This is a genomic window from Psychroflexus lacisalsi (genome assembly GCF_020164495.1).
Classification (GTDB): Bacteria; Bacteroidota; Bacteroidia; order Flavobacteriales; family Flavobacteriaceae; genus Psychroflexus; species Psychroflexus lacisalsi.
In genome coordinates this window covers 101471-123239 of sequence record NZ_JAIQYZ010000004.1, presented here as the reverse complement: position 1 = coordinate 123239, position 21769 = coordinate 101471, and the positions used below count along the sequence as shown (strand labels likewise).

The 21769-nt window shown below is 35.0% G+C and carries 23 protein-coding genes and 1 tRNA gene; 6 read left to right on the top strand and 18 right to left on the bottom strand.

Going from position 1 to position 21769, the window contains the following annotated elements:
- Positions 1 to 15 precede the first annotated feature (15 nt).
- From LB449_RS11405 to rseP, 9 genes are all read right to left on the bottom strand, one after another.
- Positions 16 to 261 carry a hypothetical protein gene (locus LB449_RS11405; protein WP_224455226.1) on the bottom strand — a complete coding sequence of 82 codons (246 nt, stop codon included), beginning with the start codon at positions 259 to 261 and terminating at the stop codon, positions 16 to 18.
- A 9-nt stretch (positions 262 to 270) separates the two neighbouring features.
- Positions 271 to 1257 (bottom strand): DUF3871 family protein, encoded by a 987-nt coding sequence (locus tag LB449_RS11400; RefSeq protein ID WP_224455225.1) that lies wholly within the window; start codon positions 1255 to 1257, stop codon positions 271 to 273.
- Between the two features lie 2 nt (positions 1258 to 1259).
- Complete coding sequence (locus LB449_RS11395; RefSeq protein WP_224455224.1) at positions 1260 to 2120, bottom strand: AAA family ATPase; 861 nt, start codon at positions 2118 to 2120, stop codon at positions 1260 to 1262.
- A 111-nt stretch (positions 2121 to 2231) separates the two neighbouring features.
- Complete coding sequence (locus LB449_RS11390) at positions 2232 to 2579, bottom strand: hypothetical protein (RefSeq protein WP_224455223.1); 348 nt, start codon at positions 2577 to 2579, stop codon at positions 2232 to 2234.
- A gap of 162 nt (positions 2580 to 2741) precedes the next feature.
- The gene (locus tag LB449_RS11385; protein ID WP_224455222.1) at positions 2742 to 4337 is read right to left on the bottom strand and encodes an IS5 family transposase; all 1596 of its coding nucleotides are present in this window, start codon (positions 4335 to 4337) and stop codon (positions 2742 to 2744) included.
- 108 nt (positions 4338 to 4445) lie between these two features.
- A complete protein-coding gene (locus LB449_RS11380; protein ID WP_224455221.1) occupies positions 4446 to 5645 on the bottom strand; it encodes a site-specific integrase in 1200 nt (399 codons plus the stop codon).
- A 258-nt stretch (positions 5646 to 5903) separates the two neighbouring features.
- Entirely contained in the window at positions 5904 to 6188 is a 285-nt protein-coding gene (locus LB449_RS11375; RefSeq protein WP_224455220.1) for a GIY-YIG nuclease family protein, read from the bottom strand.
- A 58-nt stretch (positions 6189 to 6246) separates the two neighbouring features.
- Positions 6247 to 6320, bottom strand: a tRNA-Asn gene (locus tag LB449_RS11370).
- 97 nt (positions 6321 to 6417) lie between these two features.
- Entirely contained in the window at positions 6418 to 7782 is a 1365-nt protein-coding gene (gene rseP, locus LB449_RS11365) for an RIP metalloprotease RseP (RefSeq protein ID WP_224455219.1), read from the bottom strand.
- Between the two features lie 149 nt (positions 7783 to 7931).
- Between rseP and LB449_RS11360 the strand changes: the two genes are divergently transcribed.
- The gene (locus LB449_RS11360; RefSeq protein WP_224455218.1) at positions 7932 to 8615 is read left to right on the top strand and encodes an SCO family protein; all 684 of its coding nucleotides are present in this window, start codon (positions 7932 to 7934) and stop codon (positions 8613 to 8615) included.
- A 612-nt stretch (positions 8616 to 9227) separates the two neighbouring features.
- Here the strand turns inward: LB449_RS11360 and LB449_RS11355 are convergent.
- The 3 genes from LB449_RS11355 to LB449_RS11345 all read right to left on the bottom strand — a co-directional run bounded on the left by LB449_RS11355 (position 9228) and on the right by LB449_RS11345 (position 12306).
- Complete coding sequence (locus tag LB449_RS11355) at positions 9228 to 10130, bottom strand: geranylgeranylglycerol-phosphate geranylgeranyltransferase (protein ID WP_224455217.1); 903 nt, start codon at positions 10128 to 10130, stop codon at positions 9228 to 9230.
- Positions 10131 to 10143: 13 nt separating this feature from the next.
- Entirely contained in the window at positions 10144 to 11082 is a 939-nt protein-coding gene (locus LB449_RS11350) for a mevalonate kinase family protein (RefSeq protein WP_224455216.1), read from the bottom strand.
- 156 nt (positions 11083 to 11238) lie between these two features.
- Entirely contained in the window at positions 11239 to 12306 is a 1068-nt protein-coding gene (locus LB449_RS11345) for a diphosphomevalonate/mevalonate 3,5-bisphosphate decarboxylase family protein (RefSeq protein WP_224455215.1), read from the bottom strand.
- Positions 12307 to 12404: 98 nt separating this feature from the next.
- On the opposite strand from LB449_RS11345, the gene LB449_RS11340 reads away from it, so the two are divergent.
- Positions 12405 to 12881, top strand: coding sequence for a TspO/MBR family protein (locus LB449_RS11340; RefSeq protein WP_224455214.1), 477 nt, complete (start codon positions 12405 to 12407; stop codon positions 12879 to 12881).
- Here the strand turns inward: LB449_RS11340 and LB449_RS11335 are convergent.
- Entirely contained in the window at positions 12878 to 13675 is a 798-nt protein-coding gene (locus LB449_RS11335; protein WP_224455213.1) for an anti-sigma factor, read from the bottom strand. The genes LB449_RS11340 and LB449_RS11335 overlap by 4 nt on opposite strands.
- A gap of 2 nt (positions 13676 to 13677) precedes the next feature.
- Positions 13678 to 14205 carry an RNA polymerase sigma factor gene (locus LB449_RS11330; protein WP_224455212.1) on the bottom strand — a complete coding sequence of 176 codons (528 nt, stop codon included), beginning with the start codon at positions 14203 to 14205 and terminating at the stop codon, positions 13678 to 13680.
- A gap of 178 nt (positions 14206 to 14383) precedes the next feature.
- Here LB449_RS11330 and LB449_RS11325 point away from each other — a divergent pair, with 178 nt between their 5' ends.
- From LB449_RS11325 to LB449_RS11315, 3 genes are read left to right on the top strand one after another with little or no spacing between them, the layout of a single operon-like run.
- A complete protein-coding gene (locus LB449_RS11325) occupies positions 14384 to 15073 on the top strand; it encodes a glycosyltransferase family 2 protein (protein ID WP_224455211.1) in 690 nt (229 codons plus the stop codon).
- Positions 15070 to 16536 carry a cellulose synthase family protein gene (locus LB449_RS11320; protein WP_224455210.1) on the top strand — a complete coding sequence of 489 codons (1467 nt, stop codon included), beginning with the start codon at positions 15070 to 15072 and terminating at the stop codon, positions 16534 to 16536. The genes LB449_RS11325 and LB449_RS11320 overlap by 4 nt, the downstream gene beginning before the upstream one ends.
- On the top strand, positions 16536 to 17903 hold the full coding sequence (locus tag LB449_RS11315; RefSeq protein WP_224455209.1) for a glycosyltransferase ArnT-like protein: 1368 nt from the start codon (positions 16536 to 16538) through the stop codon (positions 17901 to 17903). The genes LB449_RS11320 and LB449_RS11315 overlap by 1 nt, the downstream gene beginning before the upstream one ends.
- Here the strand turns inward: LB449_RS11315 and LB449_RS11310 are convergent.
- A complete protein-coding gene (locus LB449_RS11310) occupies positions 17888 to 18097 on the bottom strand; it encodes a hypothetical protein (RefSeq protein ID WP_224455208.1) in 210 nt (69 codons plus the stop codon). The genes LB449_RS11315 and LB449_RS11310 overlap by 16 nt on opposite strands.
- A gap of 181 nt (positions 18098 to 18278) precedes the next feature.
- Here LB449_RS11310 and LB449_RS11305 point away from each other — a divergent pair, with 181 nt between their 5' ends.
- Positions 18279 to 18989, top strand: coding sequence for a hypothetical protein (locus LB449_RS11305; protein WP_224455207.1), 711 nt, complete (start codon positions 18279 to 18281; stop codon positions 18987 to 18989).
- Here the strand turns inward: LB449_RS11305 and LB449_RS11300 are convergent.
- The 3 genes from LB449_RS11300 to LB449_RS11290 are packed head-to-tail and all read right to left on the bottom strand — an operon-like array spanning position 18986 to position 21716.
- Positions 18986 to 19984, bottom strand: a complete 999-nt coding sequence (locus LB449_RS11300) for a metal-dependent hydrolase (protein ID WP_224455206.1) — start codon at positions 19982 to 19984, stop codon at positions 18986 to 18988. The genes LB449_RS11305 and LB449_RS11300 overlap by 4 nt on opposite strands.
- On the bottom strand, positions 19984 to 21234 hold the full coding sequence (locus tag LB449_RS11295) for an aspartate kinase (RefSeq protein WP_224455205.1): 1251 nt from the start codon (positions 21232 to 21234) through the stop codon (positions 19984 to 19986). Before LB449_RS11295 ends, LB449_RS11300 begins: the two co-directional genes overlap by 1 nt.
- Before the next feature lie 11 nt (positions 21235 to 21245).
- A complete protein-coding gene (locus LB449_RS11290) occupies positions 21246 to 21716 on the bottom strand; it encodes a GNAT family N-acetyltransferase (protein ID WP_224455204.1) in 471 nt (156 codons plus the stop codon).
- Positions 21717 to 21769 lie beyond the last annotated feature (53 nt).

The window sequence follows — 21769 nt, the reverse complement described above, 5'->3', positions numbered from 1 at the left end:
TTATTATATAGCTATTTAAAGAATATCAAAATGATAGTAATAGTAGGCCTTACGGTTTACAATAAACACTGTAACTAAGTCTTGTGTTACTTTTATACTTTCAACTGACATGATATCTCCTCGCCTAAGGTCTCCAACATCTGATCTAGCTCTAACTTCAAACGGACAAATCCTTTTATCCAATCTTCTGTGAGCATTTATGATGTATAAAACTTTAGGTGAGCAATACTTTAAAATAGAATTGAAATATTTAGATTTCATAGAAAATAGCTATATAAATTGGTGCACAAACCAATTAGGATCTTCATAAAGTAAAGAATCTCCAAGCTCATTCATTAGTTCGTATGCATTTACATTACGCTCTAGGTTATTATCAATATAGGAAGCTTTATTAGCGTCTGTAAGCAAATTATATAACTGCCATAAACTTATCTCTCCATTTTCATCTTTACCAAAATGAGAGTCTTTTATATAAGATCTTACCACATGGTTAATTTGACTGTCTGTAATTAAGACTTTTGGCAATTTCGCTTTAGCAGTTTTATCTAGATGATTATAAATTCTAAGTTTTCCAATGAAGTGGGCAAACTCTTGCTCATTTAATTTAAATTTACTCATCCGTTCCATCATTCCTAAGAGTCTACTTGCATCAAAGTTTTGAACTAAATCTAGAACATGCTCTTTAAGATCATGGACAGAGCCTACTTTAATTTCACTAGCAAAGCCATCTGTAGAAATACACAGATTAGTACAAATCATATTTTGATAGCCAATAAACACTTTAAACTTTTCAAGTGACTTTGTGCTGTACAAGTTCTCTTGATTATAAGCTCTTACTCCTCCTATAGTAAGGTTAAGTTTGTCTCCATTTACGATTTCACTTCTACCGATAGCCTGAAATATAAAAGCACATCTTTCATAATAGATAGTTTTCTCATCATCTTCTAAATCTTTAGCAGGTTTTCCTATTGCACTTGGTGTTCTCCCTTTGATTGTGTGAGATACTTTTATAAGAGGCTTGGTTAATTTTATAGAAGGAATGGCCGTCTCTATAAGGTCTTGAATTTCACTTACAAACTGATAATGAGAAATTGTAGATTCATTATCTTTTGAAAATACAGGAATAATACAGTCTTGTTTTAAATGTTCTAAAGTAACCTCTTCTGTCTTTCCTCCTATAAAATTATTAGCCTTTAGGTCAGGTTCAACCAATTCATTTTCATTAATAATATGCTGACTTTCTATAACTTGTTCCATAATTAGTCGATGTTTTTAGATTCTACAATTTGATTTTTTAAGCTTTCTATTTCTTGCTTTTTAATTTGAAGCTTTGGCACGATTTCACTTTTTAGGTCTATGTTCTTTTGATATATGTGTTTTAAGCCATCAACAGTTTCACATCTCTCTATTTCATTTGAAACGCCTCTAAGCCTATCCTCATTTGACTCTGTACACCATTCTAATAGTTTTCTTCCTGTATGAGTGTTTACAATAAACTCTGGCTTATCTATAAATAATGAAGTCCTGTCTTTAGAAGCTTTTGCTAAATGCTTATCATTAATAAGTTCAAAATTCACTGTAAGCTCATATTCAAAACCATCACGCGTAATTTCTTTGGTTCCATGTTTTATGACTTTAGTCTTTCCGTTACCAACTACATCCAAAGAATAATCAGTTTTACGACGTGTAGTTGTAATTACATGACATTCAGAACTGAGTATGGCATCTATAAAGGAACCATGGCGAGGTGTTATTTTTGCCCAATCTTGGAACCTTCCTCCTAATTGCTCATGTATTTCAAGACAACCGCCTTTCCCATTCCATTCATGAGAAATACTATCTATAATGACGACTTCAATTCCGCTAGTCTCACATAGCTCTATGGCTTCTATAAAGCGTTCTGGTGCATAAGGAGGTTTTAAATTTATAGTCTTGTATTCCCCTAAATTTGAATACAGACTTGCACTGTTATTTTCAGTATCTATAACCGCAATTTTGGACCAATTTTGAGTTATACCATAGGCTAACAATAATGCACTATAAGTTTTACCAAAACCACTTGCTCCGCTTAAACCTATTCTAAGTTTAAGAGCTTCTTTTTTTGCTATTTCTAATTTCATAAGTATAGTTTCTAATTTTAAAAAGTATAAAGCCTACTATTTTCAAGTATAGTAGGCTATAAATAAAAATGAGCCCCCATAGGAGACTCATAGTTGACACGTTTGAAAAGGTTAGTTAACCATTTCAGATTCTACAACGTTTTGTTTGACCGTTGCTTCTTCATCATCCATATAGCGATACTGATGAGTAAGAGTTACTGTTTCCTCAGTGTTAGGAATTTTATAACTGTATGGTTCAGAATCTACCTTTACAACTTGCCCAGGTATTTGAGAGCCAATTAAACCCTTGCAGGTTACTTCATTAAATGTGGAAGTGACGTAAGCTTTCCTAGCTGTTAAGTAATTACGCCCAGTCTCTCTGCTCTTTACAGATTCAACTCCTCCTTGAACAATCAATGAATAGAATTCTTCACCAGTTTCTTTGTTTGCACTGGCTTTAAAATCAATAATAGTTACCATAATAATAATTTTAAGATTAAATGTGTACGGGGCTATCCCAGAGTAAAAAAAGAGTGGGGTTGATCCTTAATTATGTAGCGCTTAACTCCATGAAAGAAACATCTGAAAATTTTCCAAAAAAAATTAAAGTTTCGAGTTTAGGGCTTGCTGATTTACTCAAGCTTATTTTAGTTCAAGAGGTGTGTAATTTTGAATAAAAAAGAGTTTAGTGACATCAGTATTATAGAAACACCCTTTTATTTTGGGATTTAGCTTAGCATATATCCAATTTTTAAATAAGGCACAAAAAATAGCATATTTATCTGCTATTTTTGATAAGTTTATTAAGTTCATTATGAAGAAAATGGCACTAATCCAGCTTTCTGATGTGTCTTTTCTTTTGGCTTTTATTTTGCTAAGTCCGTATGCGTTTTTTGCTTGTCCAAACTTTCCTTCTATTAGGTTTCTTTGGTTTCGCTCTTTTTTGAGTTTTCGCCTTTGATAGGCAGAAAGCTCTTGTTTTGGCGGTCTCCCTAATGGTTTTCCTACAATTCTAATCCCTTTTTCTTTGAGCCATTTTCTGTTCTCTCTGTTGAGGTATATTTGGTCTGCCAGTAGTAATTCTGGGTAGTGACCAAAGGTGGTTCTGTAGGATTCTACTTGTAATACTAAATCTTTAGATTCATTAAATTGATCCCAACTTATATGTTCTACTCTACTCATTCCATCTATCTCACTAGCACTAATCTTTGCTCCAAATTCTGTTGATGCTTTATCCTTTCCTCTTGGGATAGGACGAACGTAAGGTTGATAAATATTGACTATTCTATTTTTTACACTATTAACTTTTTCGTGATACATATAGTATTGTTGTTCATAGATGAGTTGAAGCACCCAGTAAATCTTTTGGTCCCGTTTTGGTAGAGGGAATTTACAGGGATAAGCAGTGCTAAGATCTGTAAACATGCCAGGCAAGTGTTCATCCTTTTTTTGATCTTCTATTTGGTCTAACAGTTTTTCAATATAAGATAGGTTACGCCTAGTATATCCTAGTTGTTTTCGAATGAACTTGTTTATTTGTTTGGTTGTCTTTCTGCGTTTTTTAGAAAATACAAGATATTCTGTTCTTGCTACTCGACGGTAATCCCGAGGTTTATTAACTCCTTGGGTTTGCTCGTAGAGCAAATCTATAATTCGCTCACTTTCTTTGCGTGCTGTATTAAGCAGACCAGCATCGGTAGGGAACACTATTCTTTGATCAGCCACACTAGCATCAATCTTTAGTTTGCCTTTGTGTTTACTACCAGAGGTACATTGTTTAGGGGCATCTTCCTCGGTGTTCTTTTGAATATTCCTTGCCCTTTTTGGCTTCAAGCTATCTGCCTTTTCAATGATTAGAGTATTCCAAGAGTCAAAATTTACTGCCCCCATTCGTTTACGAATAGCTACAAGTACAGTGGGATGAAAAGGGGGTTTGGTTTGAAAACACTTTAATCCACAGAAATATTGCAAGTAGATGTTTTCGCTAATCATCGTAACGGTCTCTCTATCGTTTAGCCCTATCTTATGCTTTACAATAATTGCACCTATAACCATGCGGACATCAATACTCTCTCTACCACTACGTGCATTGAGTTTATTGGAATATACCTTTGCCAAAGCATCCCAAGGGATGAGTTGTGATAATTTTACCCAGCGATTATCAGATAACAATTCTTGTTCGAAGGGATGTGAAAACTCGGATAAACTTAACTGATTAGAAGGCGTATATTTTATCATAACTGCATAGGTTTATTAGTAAAAGATACGAAAAACCATGCAATTACGCAAGAAAAAAACGTGTATTTTTATGCGTAAAACACTGATGCTTAATTTAATAGATGATAATTATAAGAAAATCAGCAATCCCGAGTTTAGAGACTTAAACTCCTTTGCTACGCTACTACTTAAGATTTTACCGTAATGATCCTGTGTTACTTTTATACTACTATGTCCAAGTACATGGCTTACAATTTCTATTGGAATATTATTTTCTAGCAAGACTGTAGTAGCAAATGTTTTTCTGGCTACATGATGAGTCAGATTCTTTTCTATCCCAACTATTTCAGCTATTTCTTTCAAATAAGAATTAAATCTCTGGTTCGAAACAACTGGTAATTCTAAAACCTTATCAAAAGTATATTTGGAAATCAGATTTTCAGCTTTTTTCAAAAGTGGTATTTCTAGGGTCTTTTCAGTTTTAGTACGGTCTATTATTATCCAATTCACACCCCCATTAGTTTGGAGATGCTTAGATTTTAATCTAGACATTTCATTATAAGCTAAACCAGTATAACAGCATAGAACAAAGCAATCTCTAACTTTTTCAAGCCTGTAATTCCCAAACTTATGTTCTTCTAGTTTCTTTAACTCAGAATGCTTTAAATAAACAATTTGCTTATTTATCTTTTTCACCTTATAGCCTAAAAATGGATCTCTGTCAATAAGCCCTTCTATTTGAGCTTGTTTTATAACTTTCTTAAATCTCTGCAAAGTCTTATTGACTGTGATTTGCTTATTCCCTTTTTTGGCTTTTAGAAAATATTCGAAATCATAAAGTAAGTTTAGTTTGAGTTTTTTTAATTCAAGCTTAACCAGTGATTTTGATTTTAAAAATTCATCAAGATGATTATAAATGTAGAGATACTTATTCCAAGTAATTTGCTTTATATCCTTACCGATTAGATCCTTTTGCCTGTTCAAGAATTTATTATAAAAGGAAATTACAGATTCACCTTTTTCTTCAATGGGTTTATTGAAATATAAGGCCAAGATAGCCTCAACCTCATATTCATCTTTTTTGAAATTCAAATACAATTCAATCTCCTCTAATTTATGATGAACAATTTTGAGTCTTTGATTGATAATTTCGTCTTGATTTGAGCATTGTGTTTTTGAATTCCAATCTTTCTGATTTACAGATAATCCTGTAGCAAAACTCTTTCTTATTTTATTGTAAGTGATCCTACAATGGATTGGAGCTCTACCGTTAGTTGTCATCCTAGATTTATAGAGTATAAATCTAATTTTTAAGCTGTTTGTTTTCATATCAATTTTAATTAATTGATATACAGTTCAGTATGTGTTACCTTTTTCAAAAAACCTTGTTACCTTTTTCTCGACCTTTTTAGATCTAAAATAGGTACCCTAATTTTTATTAGGAAAAAGTTGACTTTGACTTAAATCTCGTAGAACACCAGTAAGTTCAATACTTAAGGAAGGAAAAATTTAAAAACAAAAAAACCCGATATTTTCATATCAGGCTTACTTGCTCCTCCTCAACCCCGATACCTATCGGGGCGAACCCTAGCTATATTTATCTAGCAATTTAATTTTCATCTCAGAATATTTTTTTAGATTCTGGATATATACTTTACTTTTCATCTTTTTGATGTGTTTCTCAATGGCTAAAGCTTGTTCCTTAGATTTGCATTCAATCTTTAAATAGATCTCCCAATCCTTCGCCTTAGAAGTGAACTTGTGAGATTCCGCATTAAGATGAAACTCCAGTCGTTTTTCCAAGTTTGACGTAAATCCAATATAGAACCTATCAAGCTTTTCAGAGTTCAGGATGTAGACACTATAAGTCATTGAAACATTATTCTTTAAAAACAAAAAAACCCGATATTTTCATATCAGGCTTACTTTGCTCCCCCTCAAAGACTCGAACTTTGGACCCTCTGATTAACAGTCAGATGCTCTAACCAACTGAGCTAAGGGGGAATTTATATGATGTAATGAACTATCGTGTTTTGCGGTTGCAAATATAAACCAATATTTAGTTTCACAAAACGTTTTTTCAAAAAAAATATTTAAAAATTTAGCCTCCTGTCAGCCAGCGGTAGACGTCATTTCCATTGGCAAACAATACCAAAGCTATAAGTATGAAGAAACCAACCATTTGGGCATATTCCATCACCTTTTCGTTAGGCTTACGCCCTGAGATCATCTCATAGAGCAGGAACATAACATGTCCTCCATCCAACGCAGGGATAGGTAAGATATTCATGAATGCAAGGATAATTGAGATAAACGCTGTGGTGGTCCAAAAGGCTTTCCAGTCCCAGGCATCGGGAAACAAACTTCCTATGGCTCCAAAGCCTCCCACTTGTGTAGCTCCTTTCTTAGTAAACACGTATTTGAATTGTGCGACGTAATCATGAAGCGTCCAATAAGCAAAATCAAATCCAGCACCTATACTTTCACCAAAGCTGTAGGACTTAGTTAAGATATCATCCGCGCTTACAGCTGAAGTAATGACCCCTATAAGACCATCTTCATCGGCAGTCACATTTACTTTACCTAACCCCTCTGCTGCCAATTCTCTATCCAGTCCAGGATTTTCCTGAGGCGCACTCGTATAAGTTACCTCAACGGGCACACCTTTATTGTCTTGTATTTTTTTTCTGAACTCATGCCAGTAATTGATCTTTTCACCATTAACGGACGTAATCATGTCTCCTTTTTTAAGCCCGGCCTTATCTGCTGGAGAATCTGCCAATACGCTATCGATCATGGGTTTCTTAATCGGTGAAAAAGGCTGAAAACTACCAGATTGAAATAACTGCTGACCGATATCTTCCGGAATCGATAAAGTTTCTGAGCTACCAGTTGGATGCTCCACTTCTACGGTGCTTATATCCCTAAGCAATAAATATTTATTAATGTCGATCTGGCTTTGTAGAGGTTCTCCATCAACGCTTAAAATTTTGTCACCATCCATAAACCCGTAGTCTTTCATGATTTCGGTGCTTTCAAGACCGTTATCAAAAACTTTTGGAGACAAATAGTTTTCACCATAAACAAAAAGAACCATCATATAAATCAGGAATCCCAATACAATGTTCACGGTCACACCGCCCAACATAATGATGAGTCGTTGCCAGGCTGGCTTACTACGAAATTCCCAGGGCTCAGGTGGTTTTGCCATTTGCTCCTTGTCCATACTCTCATCTATCATCCCGGAAATTTTCACATAACCACCAAGTGGTAACCAGCCAATACCATAAACCGTATCGCCAATTTTCTTTTTGAAAAGCGAAAACTTGACATCAAAAAACAAATAGAATTTCTCTACTCGGGTGTTAAAGAGTTTAGCCGGTATAAAATGACCTAACTCATGTAATACAATTAGTATAGATAAACTCAAAAGGAGTTGAACTGCTTTGATAAAAAATGGATCCATTAATCAGAAATTTTCAGTCGCAAAAGTAATCTTTTATCGGTGCATAAAAAATTTTTGAACCTCTACGCCGCATAGTTAACAAATAATTGTAACCAATGAGACATTACAGGACATGCATTCGAGTTATTTTTGCAAAATATTACACAACTATGCTCAAGTTTTTTGCTAGATACAAGTTTTTCTTTGTGGTGATGCTCATCCTTTCAGCAATCATCATTGCGTTCATTTACAACCAGTTAAAACCCACTCCCAAGCTTCCTGTTTTTCAGCCAAGCATGGTTACTGCAGATCTTGTGGATACGACGGTCCAGTACATTCGCAAGTATCATAAAGTCAAAGATTTTAAGCTGGTGAATCAAAATGGTGATACGATTACACAGAAGGATTATAAAGACAAAATCTATGTCGCCGATTTCTTTTTTACCACTTGCCAGAGCATTTGTATTGACATGGCCAAAAGCATGCAAACTCTTCAAAAAGAGTTCAAAAATGACGATGACATCAAATTACTTTCTCACTCTGTAACGCCAGAAATTGATGACGTTCCTCAGCTCAAAAAATATGCAAAAGAAAAAGGAGTTATCGACAGCAAATGGAATCTGGTGACCGGTGACAAAAAACAAATCTACAATCTGGCGAGAAAAGAATATCTGGCTTCCAAAACCGAAGGTGATGGCGGACCCTACGACCTCGTTCATACAGAAAATTTTGTATTGGTGGATAAAGAAAAGCGCATCCGCGGATTCTACGACGGCACCAACCCTGAAGAGATAGAAAAACTCATCGAGGATATCGATATCTTAAGGTTGGAGTATCTGCCTGAAGAGAAGTAAATTTTCTTCGGAATTTACCACTGCTAGACTCCATATTTTTCGACAATAAACTTTCATGACGTAGTGAGTTTAAATGTGAACGCCCGATGTCGATAAGACTTTAATTTATACGTTTATTACTAAAGAATAACGAACAACTAAAGACGAGTGTTCTTAGGCTAAAGCAATTATTGTTTTTGTTAGCAAGAGATGAGACCTCACAGGTTTCGAAAACCTGTGAGGTCTTTGACTTGAGTTGGAAAGTTATAAAAATCAAGCTAACTTTTAGTAATGGTCCGTTGTCGATAAATCTTCAGTTCTCAATTTTATTCCAGAAGAGACCGTTCATCTGAAGTTGGGTGTTCTCAGGCTATGAAAAATATTATTTTTGTTAGCAAGCGATGAGACCTCACGGGTTTCAAAAACCTGTGAGGTCTTTGACTGGAGTTGAAAATTATAAAAATAGTAATGGTCCAATATCGATAAGACTTCAGTATTCAAATTATCACTAGTGGACAACGTTCACCTAAATCGGTTCTTTACACTCAGGACGGATATTCTAAGTTAGCTTCCTATCTTAAGCTGTATATCGTAAAGCTTGAGGCCAACGGATACAAATTCAAAATAAAACCTCTAGAAGATTCTTTTTAAAACCTCTTCGATATCAATAAGCATGATACTGAAAACGCCGAGAACAATGACAAATTTAAGAAGATTGTGTAAAACCAGATAGTGGATTTTCTGCTCCGACCGCCAGAGCTGAAATAGAAATATGATGAGTAACACCACGCATAAGAGGAAGTAATAATCCATGTAACCTGAATCGAAATAAAGCACGAGTATAAGCGCTGGAATGATGGTGGAAATCACCAATATAGAAATGAGTCGCTTTGTAAATTTCACATTATATTTCACCGGAATTGTGGAGTAATCTAATGTGAAATCACCTTTTAGATTTTCCAGGTCTTTCACGAGTTCTCTGATAAGAATGATGAAAAAGAGAAAAACCGCATGTACGATAATCACTTCTTCAAAATTCCGATAATAGACGAAAATGATGAAAAATGGCAATATAGCTACCACTCCGGCAGTGAGTGTTCCTAAAAAAGGATAGCGTTTGAGCTTATGAGAATACAGCCATAAGATGAAAATGTAAATGGAGTAAAATAAAACGGCTTTAAAACTTACGTAGCTAGCGATGATGACGCTGAGAAAGTTGAGTGTAAAATATACACCTAGTTTGGTTTTCTGGCTGACGTAGTTGTCGAGTAAGGTTTTTTGGGGCCTGTTGATCAGGTCTTTTTCGGAATCGTAAAAATTATTGATTAAGTATCCGGAAGCGATGGCTAATGCTGTTGATACAACGATTAAAAAAAGATTGACATCCAGCACAACTTGCTTAATGGGGATGTGATGTGCCATAATAAATATGGAAGCCAAGTACTGAGCTATAACAATAATAAGAATATTATAACCGCGAATGACGGAGAACAAACTCAAAAATTTGAGCCAAAGGCGTTTGTTCTCTCGAGACATGAATCAATAGATTTTAAAACGTATAAACCACTTCCAATTTGTGATCTTTCAGGGCTTTTTTGGCTTTTTCAAAATCCTGAGTAAAACCTAAAATATAGCCGCCACCTCCAGAGCCACAAAGCTTGAGGTAGTAATCGTTGGTTTCGATACCTTTTTTCCACAACTCGTGGAACTGCTTAGGAATCATAGGTTTGAAATTATCTAAAACAACATTGGAGAGATGCTTTATATTTCCAAAAAGCGATTTGAAATCACCTTCCAGGAAGTTATCTACACAGGCATCTGTATGTTTTACGAATTTATCTTTCATGATATTTCTGAAACCCTCCTGCTTCATATTGTCCATAAAAATCTGAACCATTGGAGCCGTTTCTCCCACGATGCCACTGTCCAGAAGAAAGACAGCACCATTACCGTTTTGAGCTTGTGAAGGAATTCCTGCGGGTTCAATATTGTCTTTTGAATTGATAAGTATGGGTAAGCTTAGATAGCTATTAAGCGGATCTAAGCCTGAAGATTTTCCATGAAAAAAAGATTCCATTTTGGAAAAAATAGTTTTGAGCTTCAAAAGTTTGTCCTTAGATAAATTTTCAAGAATTGTGATTTTATCAAACGCATATTTATCATAAATAGCGGCTACCAGAGCTCCACTACTTCCTACGCCATAACCTTGAGGAATACTGCTATCGAAATACATTCCTTTGTCCAGATCCTCATTTAATGAATCTAAATCAAAACGAACTGGTGTACTTTTTTCTGTGTTCAGTCCCTCCAGGTAAGAAGAAAATCGCTTTAATTCTTTATTGGACTTAATAGCCTTTTCATCTGGATTCTCGTCAACCTTTAAAGCTCCGTTGTAGAAGTTGTAGGGGATAGAAAGTCCTTTGGAATCTTTAATAATACCATATTCTCCAAATAATAAGATCTTGGAATAAAATAAGGGTCCTTTCATAGGTGTCTCTTTAGGATAAAATCAATCTGTTCTGCAAATATTAATGATTATTAAGAGATAAATAATGGCAATTAAGAAAAAATATCTCTTCAAAAAAATAATATCTACAAATTTAATTTATTTTGTTGAACTTTAATTCAAATATTATAAACAAAGTTAAAACTGAATTTGATCATGAATTACTTTGTCTCCCTGGCAAAATTGGATTAAATCTTCGGTAATAAATTTTCTGACCCTGGCAGAAGAAGTATTCGGGTAGAGCAAATGAACATTGGCTCCGGCGTCGAGCGTAAAACCGATCTGGACCTCTTCAGATCTTCTAAGTTCCCAGATTTTATTGATTACTTCTAAAGTATTAGGTTTCATTAGGATGAAATATGGAGAACTTGTCATCATCATCGCGTGAAGTGACAAAGCCTCAGATTCTACCAAAGCAAAAAACTCATCAAAATTACCTGAGGATAAAATAGATTTCAATTTTGAAATATTATCATCTGCTTGTTGAAAACGTTGCTCTGCAAAAGGATGTCCGTGCATCAAATCATGACCTATACTACTGCTCACTTGTTTTTGGCCTTCATCTATGAGTAAAATTGAGTCTTGAAACGCTCTGAAATTTGGATGGACTTCATGCGGATAATCAATTCCAAAAAAGCTGGAGCTGCCTTCTATGTCTTCGTGCTTACCCCAAACGACCAATTTAGCACCTGTGCTTCTGCAGGCACTACCAGATCCTAATCTTGCCAAAAATGATGTTTTCTGTGCCAGAAATTCATCTGTCAGTTCAGGTTTTACTGAATTTTCCATAGCCATAAAGCATTTTGAAAGAGCAGCCATACCGCTAGCAGATGAAGCTATTCCGCTACTGTGGGGAAACGTATTTTTTGTGTGAATCTCAAATTCAAAAGATTTCAAAAAAGGCGTATAGGTTTCTATGCGCTTTAAAAAAGTTTCAATTTTGGATTTGAAAGCAGGTTTTAAATCACCATCCAAATACACTTCAAAATGAAACTGATCATCTGCCTCAATTCGTTTCTTTAAAACAACTTCAGTTTTGGTTTTACAATTGTCGAGTGTATAACTTATGGATGTATTTTTGGGAAGTTGCTCACCATATTTTCCCCAGTATTTCACAAGTGCAATATTGCTAGGTGCTTCAGCTGTATACGAACCTAAGTCTGGTAAAAGTTGTGATGTTTTATAAGTAAAGTCTTTAGTGTTCATTTTTTTGATGTTTGAGACAAATATAAGTAAGCGAGATGTTCTGGAATAGGTTGTAGATCTTGAAAAATATTAATATTTTGCTTATTAGAAAGACACTCATGAAAATAAATACAGTAGTTAAGATATTAATTGGAGTTGTAGTCTGTTTGGGCATAGGCTTTTTAGGCTCAATTGCCACACAAACCAGCGTTAACACTTGGTTCACAACTTTGGAAAAGCCTTTTTTTAATCCGCCAAGTTGGCTTTTTGCTCCAGTTTGGACCTTGCTTTATGTCTTGATGGGTGTTGCAGCCGGACTGGTATGGAGCAAAGGTTTTCATCATCTTTGGGTAAAGTCCGCATTGTATCATTTTGGTTTTCAGCTCGTTTTGAATGCCTCTTGGTCTGTAACCTTCTTTGGGTACCAGTCACCACTCGTAGCTCTTTTTATCATTGTAGCACTCATCGTCCTGGTTTTAATCACCTTCAAGTGGTTTAAGATTGTAAGCAATACTGCTGCCTACTTGCTTATTCCTTATATTCTCTGGATTATATTTGCAGCCGCTCTCAATTTTGAAATTTGGAGGCTGAATTAAGATGAAACTGTTCCTAAGGCAAAAAGTTGATTTAGATTGGGTTGCTCGCTTCCGCCTGCTGGCTCTAAAGTGATTCCAAAACCTTCAGATTCCGGTATATCACCCAGTCTGAAAATTTTGTTTCCAGGAGAATTTAATGCAGCCAAAAGTCCAATACTATTAGGAGTAAGTGGTTCAAACTTCAGTGACCACGCTTGATAAACCATTCCTTCCGGCGCATCTGGCAAACGACTAATGTCTAGAATTAATTCACCTGTGTCTTTATCATAAAATGCGGCTACAGAGGAATTGGGTGCGTTGAGTTCGTTGCCTGGAAGTATGAATTTACGAGTCCCAGGCTGAGCCATTTGTATAAGCAAGTCCTCGAGTTTTTGCACGTTTTGATTGGAATTTGCTACCTGAATCTCTTTGGTTTCTAGTTGTTCATTAACAAGATTGATCTGTTCTTCGAGATCTTGATTTAATTTCATCATCCATAAAATACCACCTAAAAGTAGTATGGCAGCAGCCCAGCCAAAGTATGAATAATTGGACGTTATTATTTTCACCTTAGGTTTTAGCACTGTAGATTTTTCTGTAACAATTCTAAAAATCTCTTTCTTAACAGAAGGATTAACACCAGAAGATGTTGCCTTAGAAAGTTCTAACAAAGTTTTTTCAATGGCTTTTACCTCAGCTTGCAATTCCGAATCTTGAGCAACATCCCTGGCAACTTGGGCTTGCTCTTTTCCAGAAAGCGTTCCGTAAACGTAAAGCTCAAGTAATCCGGATTCTATATATTCTTTTGTAGTCATAATTATTGTAATGTATCTCTTAATGAATTTAAGCAAGTTCTATTCCTGGATTTTACAGTTCCTAAGGGGATTTCCAAAGTTTCTGAAGCTTCTTTTTGGGTATACCCTTTGAAGAATAACAAGTCGATCAACTTCACACACATAGGCTTCAACTTATCCACAAATTTTTTGATTCCATACCCATCGCTTATGCTGTCAAGATCCATGTCGTCCTTTATGAAAAACGAAAAATCATCAAAATCTGAATTTTTACGTTTGTTCTTATAAGCTTTAGATCTTACTTTATCTATAGCAGCGTTTCTGGAAATATTCAGAAGCCAAGTAAAAAAGCGACCTTTCTCACTAGAATAGGAGTCAGACTTGTCCCATACTTTGATAAATACATCCTGCAGCACCTCCTCTGCTATCTCTGCATCTTTGACTATAGTATTTATAATTCCAAAAATATTTTCAGAATACATATCGTAAATCTGGGAAAAAGCGACTTCATTCTTTTGCTTTAACTGTAAAATAAGCTCATCTGGTTGCATTCGAAATTTTTTCTAAATCTACCTCTTTAAATTTATTATGCAAATCTAGTTTTATCTACAATTTTATAAAAAACTCGCTTATAGATATTTACGAAAATAAGTTAATTAAGGTTTAATTACTCATGAAATAAAGCTGAATGTAAAACGACTAACCTTTAAAAATGTATTTTCGCGACCTATGAATAAAGTCCGTGTCATCATCCCTGCCTATAATGAAGAAAGCTCTATAGCGAAGGTCGTCAACGATATTCCTTCGCATATTTCTGAAGTTATTGTAGTGGATAATAACTCAACAGACCAGACGTCTAAAAATGCGAAGGAAGCTGGGGCAACTATTCTCTACGAGCCCAATATGGGTTATGGATATGCCTGCTTAAATGGACTTTCTTATTTGCAAAACTTGGAAGACATTACCGATATAGTAGTTTTTCTCGATGGAGACTACAGCGATTATCCCGATGAAATGGATAAGCTTTTGAAACCAATTACTGAAGATGATATAGACCTTGTGATTGGTGCCAGAGTAAAGTCTAAACGAGAACCTGGCTCTATGACATTTCCTCAAATTTTCGGAAATTGGTTAGCTACAAGTTTGATGCGCTTATTTTTTAATTCGAAATTTACAGATCTGGGACCTTTTAGGGCTATTAAATATGAAAAGCTTTTAGATTTGAACATGGAAGATAAAACCTACGGCTGGACCGTAGAAATGCAATTGAAAGCTTTGAAACAAAATTTAAGCTACACCGAGGTTAAAATGAATTATAGAAACAGGATTGGAACATCCAAAGTTTCTGGAACCATAAAAGGAGCTGTTATGGCTGGGGTAAAAATACTAGGCTGGATTTTTAAATACACTTTCAAATGATTTTAGATTACATCATCGTTGGACTTTACAGTTTTGCACTCCTGGTGATTCTCATCTACAGCTTGTTACAGCTTCAGCTTGTTCTTAACTATAAGAAAACGAAAAAACAAAAAGTAAAACCTGTTGCTAATCCAACTCACTGGCCAAAAGTGACAGTTCAACTTCCCCTTTACAACGAAAAATATGTAGTAAAACGTTTACTTGAAAACATATCAAAACTAGATTATCCCTCATCAAAATTAGAAATTCAAGTTCTTGATGACTCTACAGATTCTTCTAAAACTTACACTGAACAACTCACTCAAGAGCTGATAGAAAAGGGAGTCAATGCCAAATACATTCATAGAACTGATCGTAAAAACTTTAAAGCTGGGGCTCTCAAAGAAGGTCTGAAAATAGCGGAGGGTGATTTTATAGCGATCTTTGATGCAGACTTTTTACCTCAACCAGATTGGTTAAAATTGACGATACCACACTTTAACAAGGAAAATGTAGGCGTTGTGCAAACGCGCTGGGGGCACGTTAATAGAAACTATAGCATTCTCACCAAAATCCAGGCGTTCGCATTGGATTTTCATTTTCTTATTGAACAAGTAGGACGATCGTTTGGAGGTCATTTTATTAACTTCAACGGAACTGCCGGAGTTTGGAGAAAATCTTGCATTGAAGATGCTGGAAATTGGCAAGGTGACACTTTAACTGAAGATCTGGACTTGAGCTATAGGGCTCAGCTTAAAGGCTGGAAATTCACCTATCTTAAAGATGTAGTAACTCCCGCAGAGCTTCCCGTAGTTTTGAGCGCGGCAAGGTCACAACAATTTCGCTGGAATAAAGGAGCCGCAGAAAATTTCAGAAAAAACTTCAAATCTGTTGTTCAAAGTAAAGACTTAAGTTTTATGTCCAAACTTCACAGCTGTTTTCATTTGCTCAACTCAAGTATGTTTTTACTGATTTTGCTTGTCGCGATCCTCAGTATTCCTATTTTGTATATCAAATTCCAGCAAGGTTCTTGGGATAGCATTTTTTATATTTTGGCAGCTATGGGAATCAGTACTGTCTTTTTCATTTATGGTTATTGGACGAGTTATAAAGAGATTCATAACCGAAATTCATTATCCCTTTTGAAATTTACAGGTTTATTTATTACCTTTTTTTCTATCGCGATGGGATTATCTGTTCATAATACATTAGCCATTCTGGAAGGACACTTCAATAAAAAATCAGCCTTTATCCGTACTCCAAAATTTGATATTTCTTCGGATACCGATACCTGGAAGGGCAAAACCTACATCAATAAAAAACTTTCGATACTCAACGGTATTGAAGTTTTGTTATTTGGTTATTTCATTTACGGACTTTATAGCGCCTACATCACACAAGATTTCGGCTTAGTGATTTTTCACTTGATGCTTGTGTTTGGTTTTGGATTTATATCCTTCAAAACGATTTTCTCAAATGCTTAATGAGAGCTGAGGCACTAAATACATGGACAAAGGTTTTAAGCATCATCTCGCTTTGTTTCATTTATTACTGGCTGGGTTACGAATTGGAAAGGTCTCAATTTTGGTTACTTTTTTCTTTATATACGGCAGCTTTTGGTCTCTCCTTCTATCTCTATAAAAGTGGTATAAGACTTAGCTATCTGATTTTATTGAGTTTTCTATTAAAGTTCATTTTCCTATTCTCAATCCCAGAATTATCTCAGGATTTTTATCGGTTTGTTTGGGATGGAATGCTCTACAACCAAGGTATCAATCCTTATTTGCATCTGCCTAAGGAACTTGTTGAAAGCCATACGATCGAGATGGAAGACTTTCAAGGCCTGCTTTATGATAGAATGGGAGATCTAAACGCTTCAAATTACTCTACTTATCCGCCTGTTGCACAATTGATTTACACTTTAAGTTATGCTATTGGACAGTCTAGTCTTATTCTGAACATTATTGTCCTAAGACTTTTTAATATCGCAGCAGAAATCGGCATCGTTTGGTTTGGACTTAAAATTTTATCGCATTTAAAGCTGCCAAAATCCCAGATTTTGTTTTTTATCCTAAATCCCCTAGTGATTTTAGAATCCACATTCAATTTGCATTTTGAAGTGGTGATGTTATTTTTTCTGGCTTTAAGTTTATACTATCTATACACTTCAAAAGTGTATTTATCGGCTCTAGGACTTGCAGGTGCCGTCGCTTCTAAAATGCTTCCACTAATGTTTCTTCCGCTGGTTTTACCTTATTTCAATAAGAAATTGAAGGTTTTGAATCGGGACCAAATTTTGAATTACCTGAAATATATAGCCCTACTGATGTTGGGCCTTATCATATCTTATAGTTTTTTCTGGAATCCTGAAATTCTCTCTAAGAGTTCTAAGACTTTGAGCTTATACTTTACTTCTTTTGAGTTTAATGCAAGCATCTATTATGTGCTTCGAGAAATTGGCTATTGGTGGACAGGGTATAATCAAATTGAAATTATTGGAATCTCACTGACTATAGTGACTTTACTAAGTATCCTTTTTCTCAGCTTTAGACATAGGAGAATTGATTTCCAAACATTGATGACTTATATGCTTTTTGCGGCAACAGCATATTATTTACTATCAACCACTGTACATCCCTGGTATCTGATGTTGCCCTTGTTTTTAAGCATTTTTACAACATATAAATATATGCTAGTCTGGAGTTGGCTGGTGTTTTTAAGTTACTCAGCTTACAATGGTTATGGAGTGGAAGAAAATTACCTATTGATAGCTATCGAATATGTAGTAGTTATTGGAATAATAGTTTTTGACTTTAGAAAAAGAAACAAAACGAACTACTTGGAAGTTTGAGTTTTCTGAAATTTGAGAATGAAAACACCAACTACGATTGCTACTACAATCAAAACCCAAACATGATCGTCTATTGGGACAGGTATATCACCTTCAAAATCAGGTGGACTTGGAGGGCCTCCACCTTGAGCAAATGTAGTAGCTAAGCCCAACAGGAAAAAAAATATAGATAAGATTGGTTTTTTTATTCTCATAAATGCACTCTGGTAGAGTTCAATTAATTAGCAAATTTAAGTTATTCAAATTTAGCAACTCTATTTTTCTGAAAAAATATTCAAATTAAAGCAACTAAACAATACAATTTTATGTATTTACGACTTACACACATAAGAACGGTTTAAATTGAAAATAGTTATTTTTGTTTAAAAGTTAATTATGAAATATTATATACTCCTCTTTTTATTGTTAAATGTCACTTTCAATTCGACAGCTCAAGATAACAATAAAATTGAAACCATAGCTATTGTCGAGATACTCAATGATAGTTTTGTTGTCATTGACTTAGACACCATATCCTTAAACTCTACGCTCAAAAAAGTAAGTCAGCTTTACAATGAATCCAATCTCAATCAAAATGATATTCCCAGCATTACTCTAATTGTAAACCCTTCTGTGTCAGAGAATAGCATAGAAAATATCAAATACCAGATCAGGTCTACACCTATCCAGATCATCAATCTTCAACGCAAAATTATAACTAATTATGACGGAATTGACATCAATCAAAATGTATTGGATCAATACAATTCACTTATTTCCTACTGGAACACTTTAAGTCCCAAAGACAGGTTTTACAGAGAAAATGACTTAAGATTTGTGGAATCCGTGGCATTAAATATGACTATGGACCAACGCATCAGAAACGAAAAACTCCCCGGGTATTTGCCGTTTGTGAAAAAGGAATCTAAGATCATACATTTATCTATGCTCGATGAAGATCCAGCACAGTCTTATATTTATATATATAAAAGTGATACTTTAAATAAAGACAATGTTTACACTAATTATAATGACAATTCTTATGTTCTAAAAAGGAGAATCCTCAATGAAGAAAAAGTAAATATCATTGAACTTAGTGAAGATTAGTTGCCTTTTAATCTAGTCCATAACTCAGAGAAAAGTTTCTTAGCATCCCCCCTGGTTTTGGGTTCCTCTATAATGTTTAACTGAGCTCCATTTTCTTCTTCTAATTTATAGGTAAACGCAAATCGTTTAGATTTTGGATTTAGACTCAATAATCCAAACCGGAGATCATTCAGAAATAACTCGCCTTCAATTTCAGAAATAGTATACCATCCCTGAGTTACATTGATTAGCCTTTCCAAGTTTTCATATTCACGCAGGTGATCAATCTTCTCATGATGTTTAGGATAAGCTCTAAACTCAACAGGTTTTGTATCAAAAATAGAATACTCACCTATAAGAAAGTTGTCTTCAGTTTTTACGTTGGCAGACCAAAGTAAAGTATTGAACGGCGTTGGCTTAGTTTCAATTTCGGAATATGAAATATTTTGATCTCGCAGAGACTCCTCAAATTTTGAAAACGTTACTCCCTTCATTACTAAAGTTATCAGCAAATAACTTGTACTTAAAATTAAACCCAATCTGTTAAGCTTCATTCGCTTTACTGAAGCTCTATTCAATCGAGAGGCGGCAATAAGACACACTAAAAATGGAAGGGTATATAGGGGATCAATCACAAAGACTGACTTGAATGCAATTCTAAGATCCAAAGGCCAGAATAATTGTGTACCCCAGGTGGTGAAACAATCCAATAGCGGATGGGTGAACAAACTCCAAAACATGAGTAAGGACCAATCTTTCCAGGTGGCTTGTTCATGGATTTTGGAGATAATAAATCCAAAAATTGGTGCAGCTAAAAGTGAAAAGACTAATGAATGAGAGAATCCTCTATGAATTTCTAAGGCAGTGACTGTATCGTAAAAATTTCCTACAAAAACATCTAAGTCCGGTATGGTGCCAGCAATAGCACCATAAACCATAGCTTTGTTACCTACTTTTCGCCCAAGAACAACTTCCCCTACTGCCGCACCAAGAACTATTTGCGTAAGAGAATCCACTAGGCCGTCACAAATTGTATGGTTTCTTTATGCAGTTGTTTTAATAAAACAGTCTTGTCTTTTTCGATGCGCTGTATCGCCACATCATCATAATGTCTTATTGTAAAAAGGGATACTCCCTTTTGATGATCTACTTTGAATTTAGCTTTAAGTATTTCAATCAGTTTATCTACGTTTTTGAATTTATTATCCACACACACTGAAAAACTAATTGCGGAATTTTGAATCAAATCTACCTTAATTTGATGTTTATGAAATAAGGCAAAGACTTCACTGATGTTTTCTTCCACAAAGAATGAAAAGTCTAAAGTTGATAACGATAGAAATACTAAATCTTTTTTAACGATATAGCATGGTAGTAGAGGGTTGAGCAATTTGCCCTTGCCAACTTTAGTACCCTGGTCTTTAGGATTATAAAAAGACTTTACAAAGAGCGGTATTTCCTTTTGTTGTAAAGGCTGCAAAGTTTTAGGGTGAATTACAGAAGCTCCGTAAAAAGCTAGTTCAATCGCCTCTTCGTAAGATATTTGCTCTAAAAGACTGGTGTCATCAAAAACATTTGGATCTCCGTTAAGAACCCCAGGGACATCTTTCCAAATGGTCACATTCTCAGCATTGAGACAGTAAGCGAGAATTCCTGCTGTATAATCGGATCCTTCACGACCTAAAGTGGTTGTAAAATTATTGGAATCGGAACCTATAAACCCTTGGGTTATGCTTAATTCGTCTTCGTTTATATGATTCAGTATTTTTTGCTGGGTATTTTCCCAGTTAACGTCTGCATCCCTATAGATACTGTCGGTATCAATAAGATTTCTGCAATCGTGCCAGACGTTTTCTATGCCTACAGATTTCAGGTAATAACTTACAATACTTGTACTTATCAATTCTCCAAAACCAACCACTTGATCGTAGACAAAATCATAGTTTGGCGATTTATTTCTATCGAAAAAAATTGAAAGCTCATCAAAAAAATAATTAGTCTTAGTATAAGCTGGATGAGAAGAATTATCAAAAAGCTCGTCTAAAATGTCGTAGTGATCCTGTTTTAAAGATGATATCGCTTCAGATAATTCTTTGCTTTTTTCAAAATAAAGGGAAATAATATCCTCTAACTTATTTGTAGTTTTTCCCATTGCTGAAATAACTACAACCTTTTGTTTTGGATCTGTAGTTTCCAGAACTTTAGCGACATTTCTCACTCCTTTGGCATCTTTCACAGAGGCGCCACCAAACTTATATACTTGCATTTTTACACTAATTAATTTAAATTATTGATTTGATCTTCTCCTAACTGAACTGTTCTCCACTCCTTAAACACTGTGGCTCCATACTTTTCGTAAAAGTCGATTGCATTGGTATTCCAGTCTAGGACTACCCATTCCACTCGCTTAATTTTTCGGGTTTTAGCATACATAATTACAGATTCGAATAAAGCTTTACCCAATGATTTACCACGCATAGGTTTTGTAACGATGAGGTCTTCCAAATGCACTGTTTCTCCCTTCCAGGTAGAAAATCTTGAATAAAATAAAGCCATTCCCATGACTTTGGAATCTACTTCTGCAACGAAACATTTATAAATGGCTTCCTCACCAAATCCATAACGGTACAAATCATCCAGAGTAACTTGTACGGCGTCGGGTTCATTTTCATAAACTGCTAGTTCCTGGATGAGCTCTAGCATATCTTCCAAGTCCTCTGGTGTGGCAAATCTGATTTTAAAATCCATAACTCAGTATTTTGGAGTAAAAATAGTCAAGTAGTAATAATAATGAAGGTATT

Bases quoted from the DNA above. Each gene is read 5' to 3' on its own strand.
- LB449_RS11405 (WP_224455226.1), bottom strand. From the start codon at position 261: ATGAAATCTAAATATTTCAATTCTATTTTAAAGTATTGCTCACCTAAA.
- LB449_RS11400 (WP_224455225.1), bottom strand. From the start codon at position 1,257: ATGGAACAAGTTATAGAAAGTCAGCATATTATTAATGAAAATGAATTG.
- LB449_RS11395 (WP_224455224.1), bottom strand. From the start codon at position 2,120: ATGAAATTAGAAATAGCAAAAAAAGAAGCTCTTAAACTTAGAATAGGT.
- LB449_RS11390 (WP_224455223.1), bottom strand. From the start codon at position 2,579: ATGGTAACTATTATTGATTTTAAAGCCAGTGCAAACAAAGAAACTGGT.
- LB449_RS11385 (WP_224455222.1), bottom strand. From the start codon at position 4,337: ATGATAAAATATACGCCTTCTAATCAGTTAAGTTTATCCGAGTTTTCA.
- LB449_RS11380 (WP_224455221.1), bottom strand. From the start codon at position 5,645: ATGAAAACAAACAGCTTAAAAATTAGATTTATACTCTATAAATCTAGG.
- LB449_RS11375 (WP_224455220.1), bottom strand. From the start codon at position 6,188: ATGACTTATAGTGTCTACATCCTGAACTCTGAAAAGCTTGATAGGTTC.
- rseP (WP_224455219.1), bottom strand. From the start codon at position 7,782: ATGGATCCATTTTTTATCAAAGCAGTTCAACTCCTTTTGAGTTTATCT.
- LB449_RS11360 (WP_224455218.1), top strand. From the start codon at position 7,932: ATGCTCAAGTTTTTTGCTAGATACAAGTTTTTCTTTGTGGTGATGCTC.
- LB449_RS11355 (WP_224455217.1), bottom strand. From the start codon at position 10,130: ATGTCTCGAGAGAACAAACGCCTTTGGCTCAAATTTTTGAGTTTGTTC.
- LB449_RS11350 (WP_224455216.1), bottom strand. From the start codon at position 11,082: ATGAAAGGACCCTTATTTTATTCCAAGATCTTATTATTTGGAGAATAT.
- LB449_RS11345 (WP_224455215.1), bottom strand. From the start codon at position 12,306: ATGAACACTAAAGACTTTACTTATAAAACATCACAACTTTTACCAGAC.
- LB449_RS11340 (WP_224455214.1), top strand. From the start codon at position 12,405: ATGAAAATAAATACAGTAGTTAAGATATTAATTGGAGTTGTAGTCTGT.
- LB449_RS11335 (WP_224455213.1), bottom strand. From the start codon at position 13,675: ATGACTACAAAAGAATATATAGAATCCGGATTACTTGAGCTTTACGTT.
- LB449_RS11330 (WP_224455212.1), bottom strand. From the start codon at position 14,205: ATGCAACCAGATGAGCTTATTTTACAGTTAAAGCAAAAGAATGAAGTC.
- LB449_RS11325 (WP_224455211.1), top strand. From the start codon at position 14,384: ATGAATAAAGTCCGTGTCATCATCCCTGCCTATAATGAAGAAAGCTCT.
- LB449_RS11320 (WP_224455210.1), top strand. From the start codon at position 15,070: ATGATTTTAGATTACATCATCGTTGGACTTTACAGTTTTGCACTCCTG.
- LB449_RS11315 (WP_224455209.1), top strand. From the start codon at position 16,536: ATGAGAGCTGAGGCACTAAATACATGGACAAAGGTTTTAAGCATCATC.
- LB449_RS11310 (WP_224455208.1), bottom strand. From the start codon at position 18,097: ATGAGAATAAAAAAACCAATCTTATCTATATTTTTTTTCCTGTTGGGC.
- LB449_RS11305 (WP_224455207.1), top strand. From the start codon at position 18,279: ATGAAATATTATATACTCCTCTTTTTATTGTTAAATGTCACTTTCAAT.
- LB449_RS11295 (WP_224455205.1), bottom strand. From the start codon at position 21,234: ATGCAAGTATATAAGTTTGGTGGCGCCTCTGTGAAAGATGCCAAAGGA.
- LB449_RS11290 (WP_224455204.1), bottom strand. From the start codon at position 21,716: ATGGATTTTAAAATCAGATTTGCCACACCAGAGGACTTGGAAGATATG.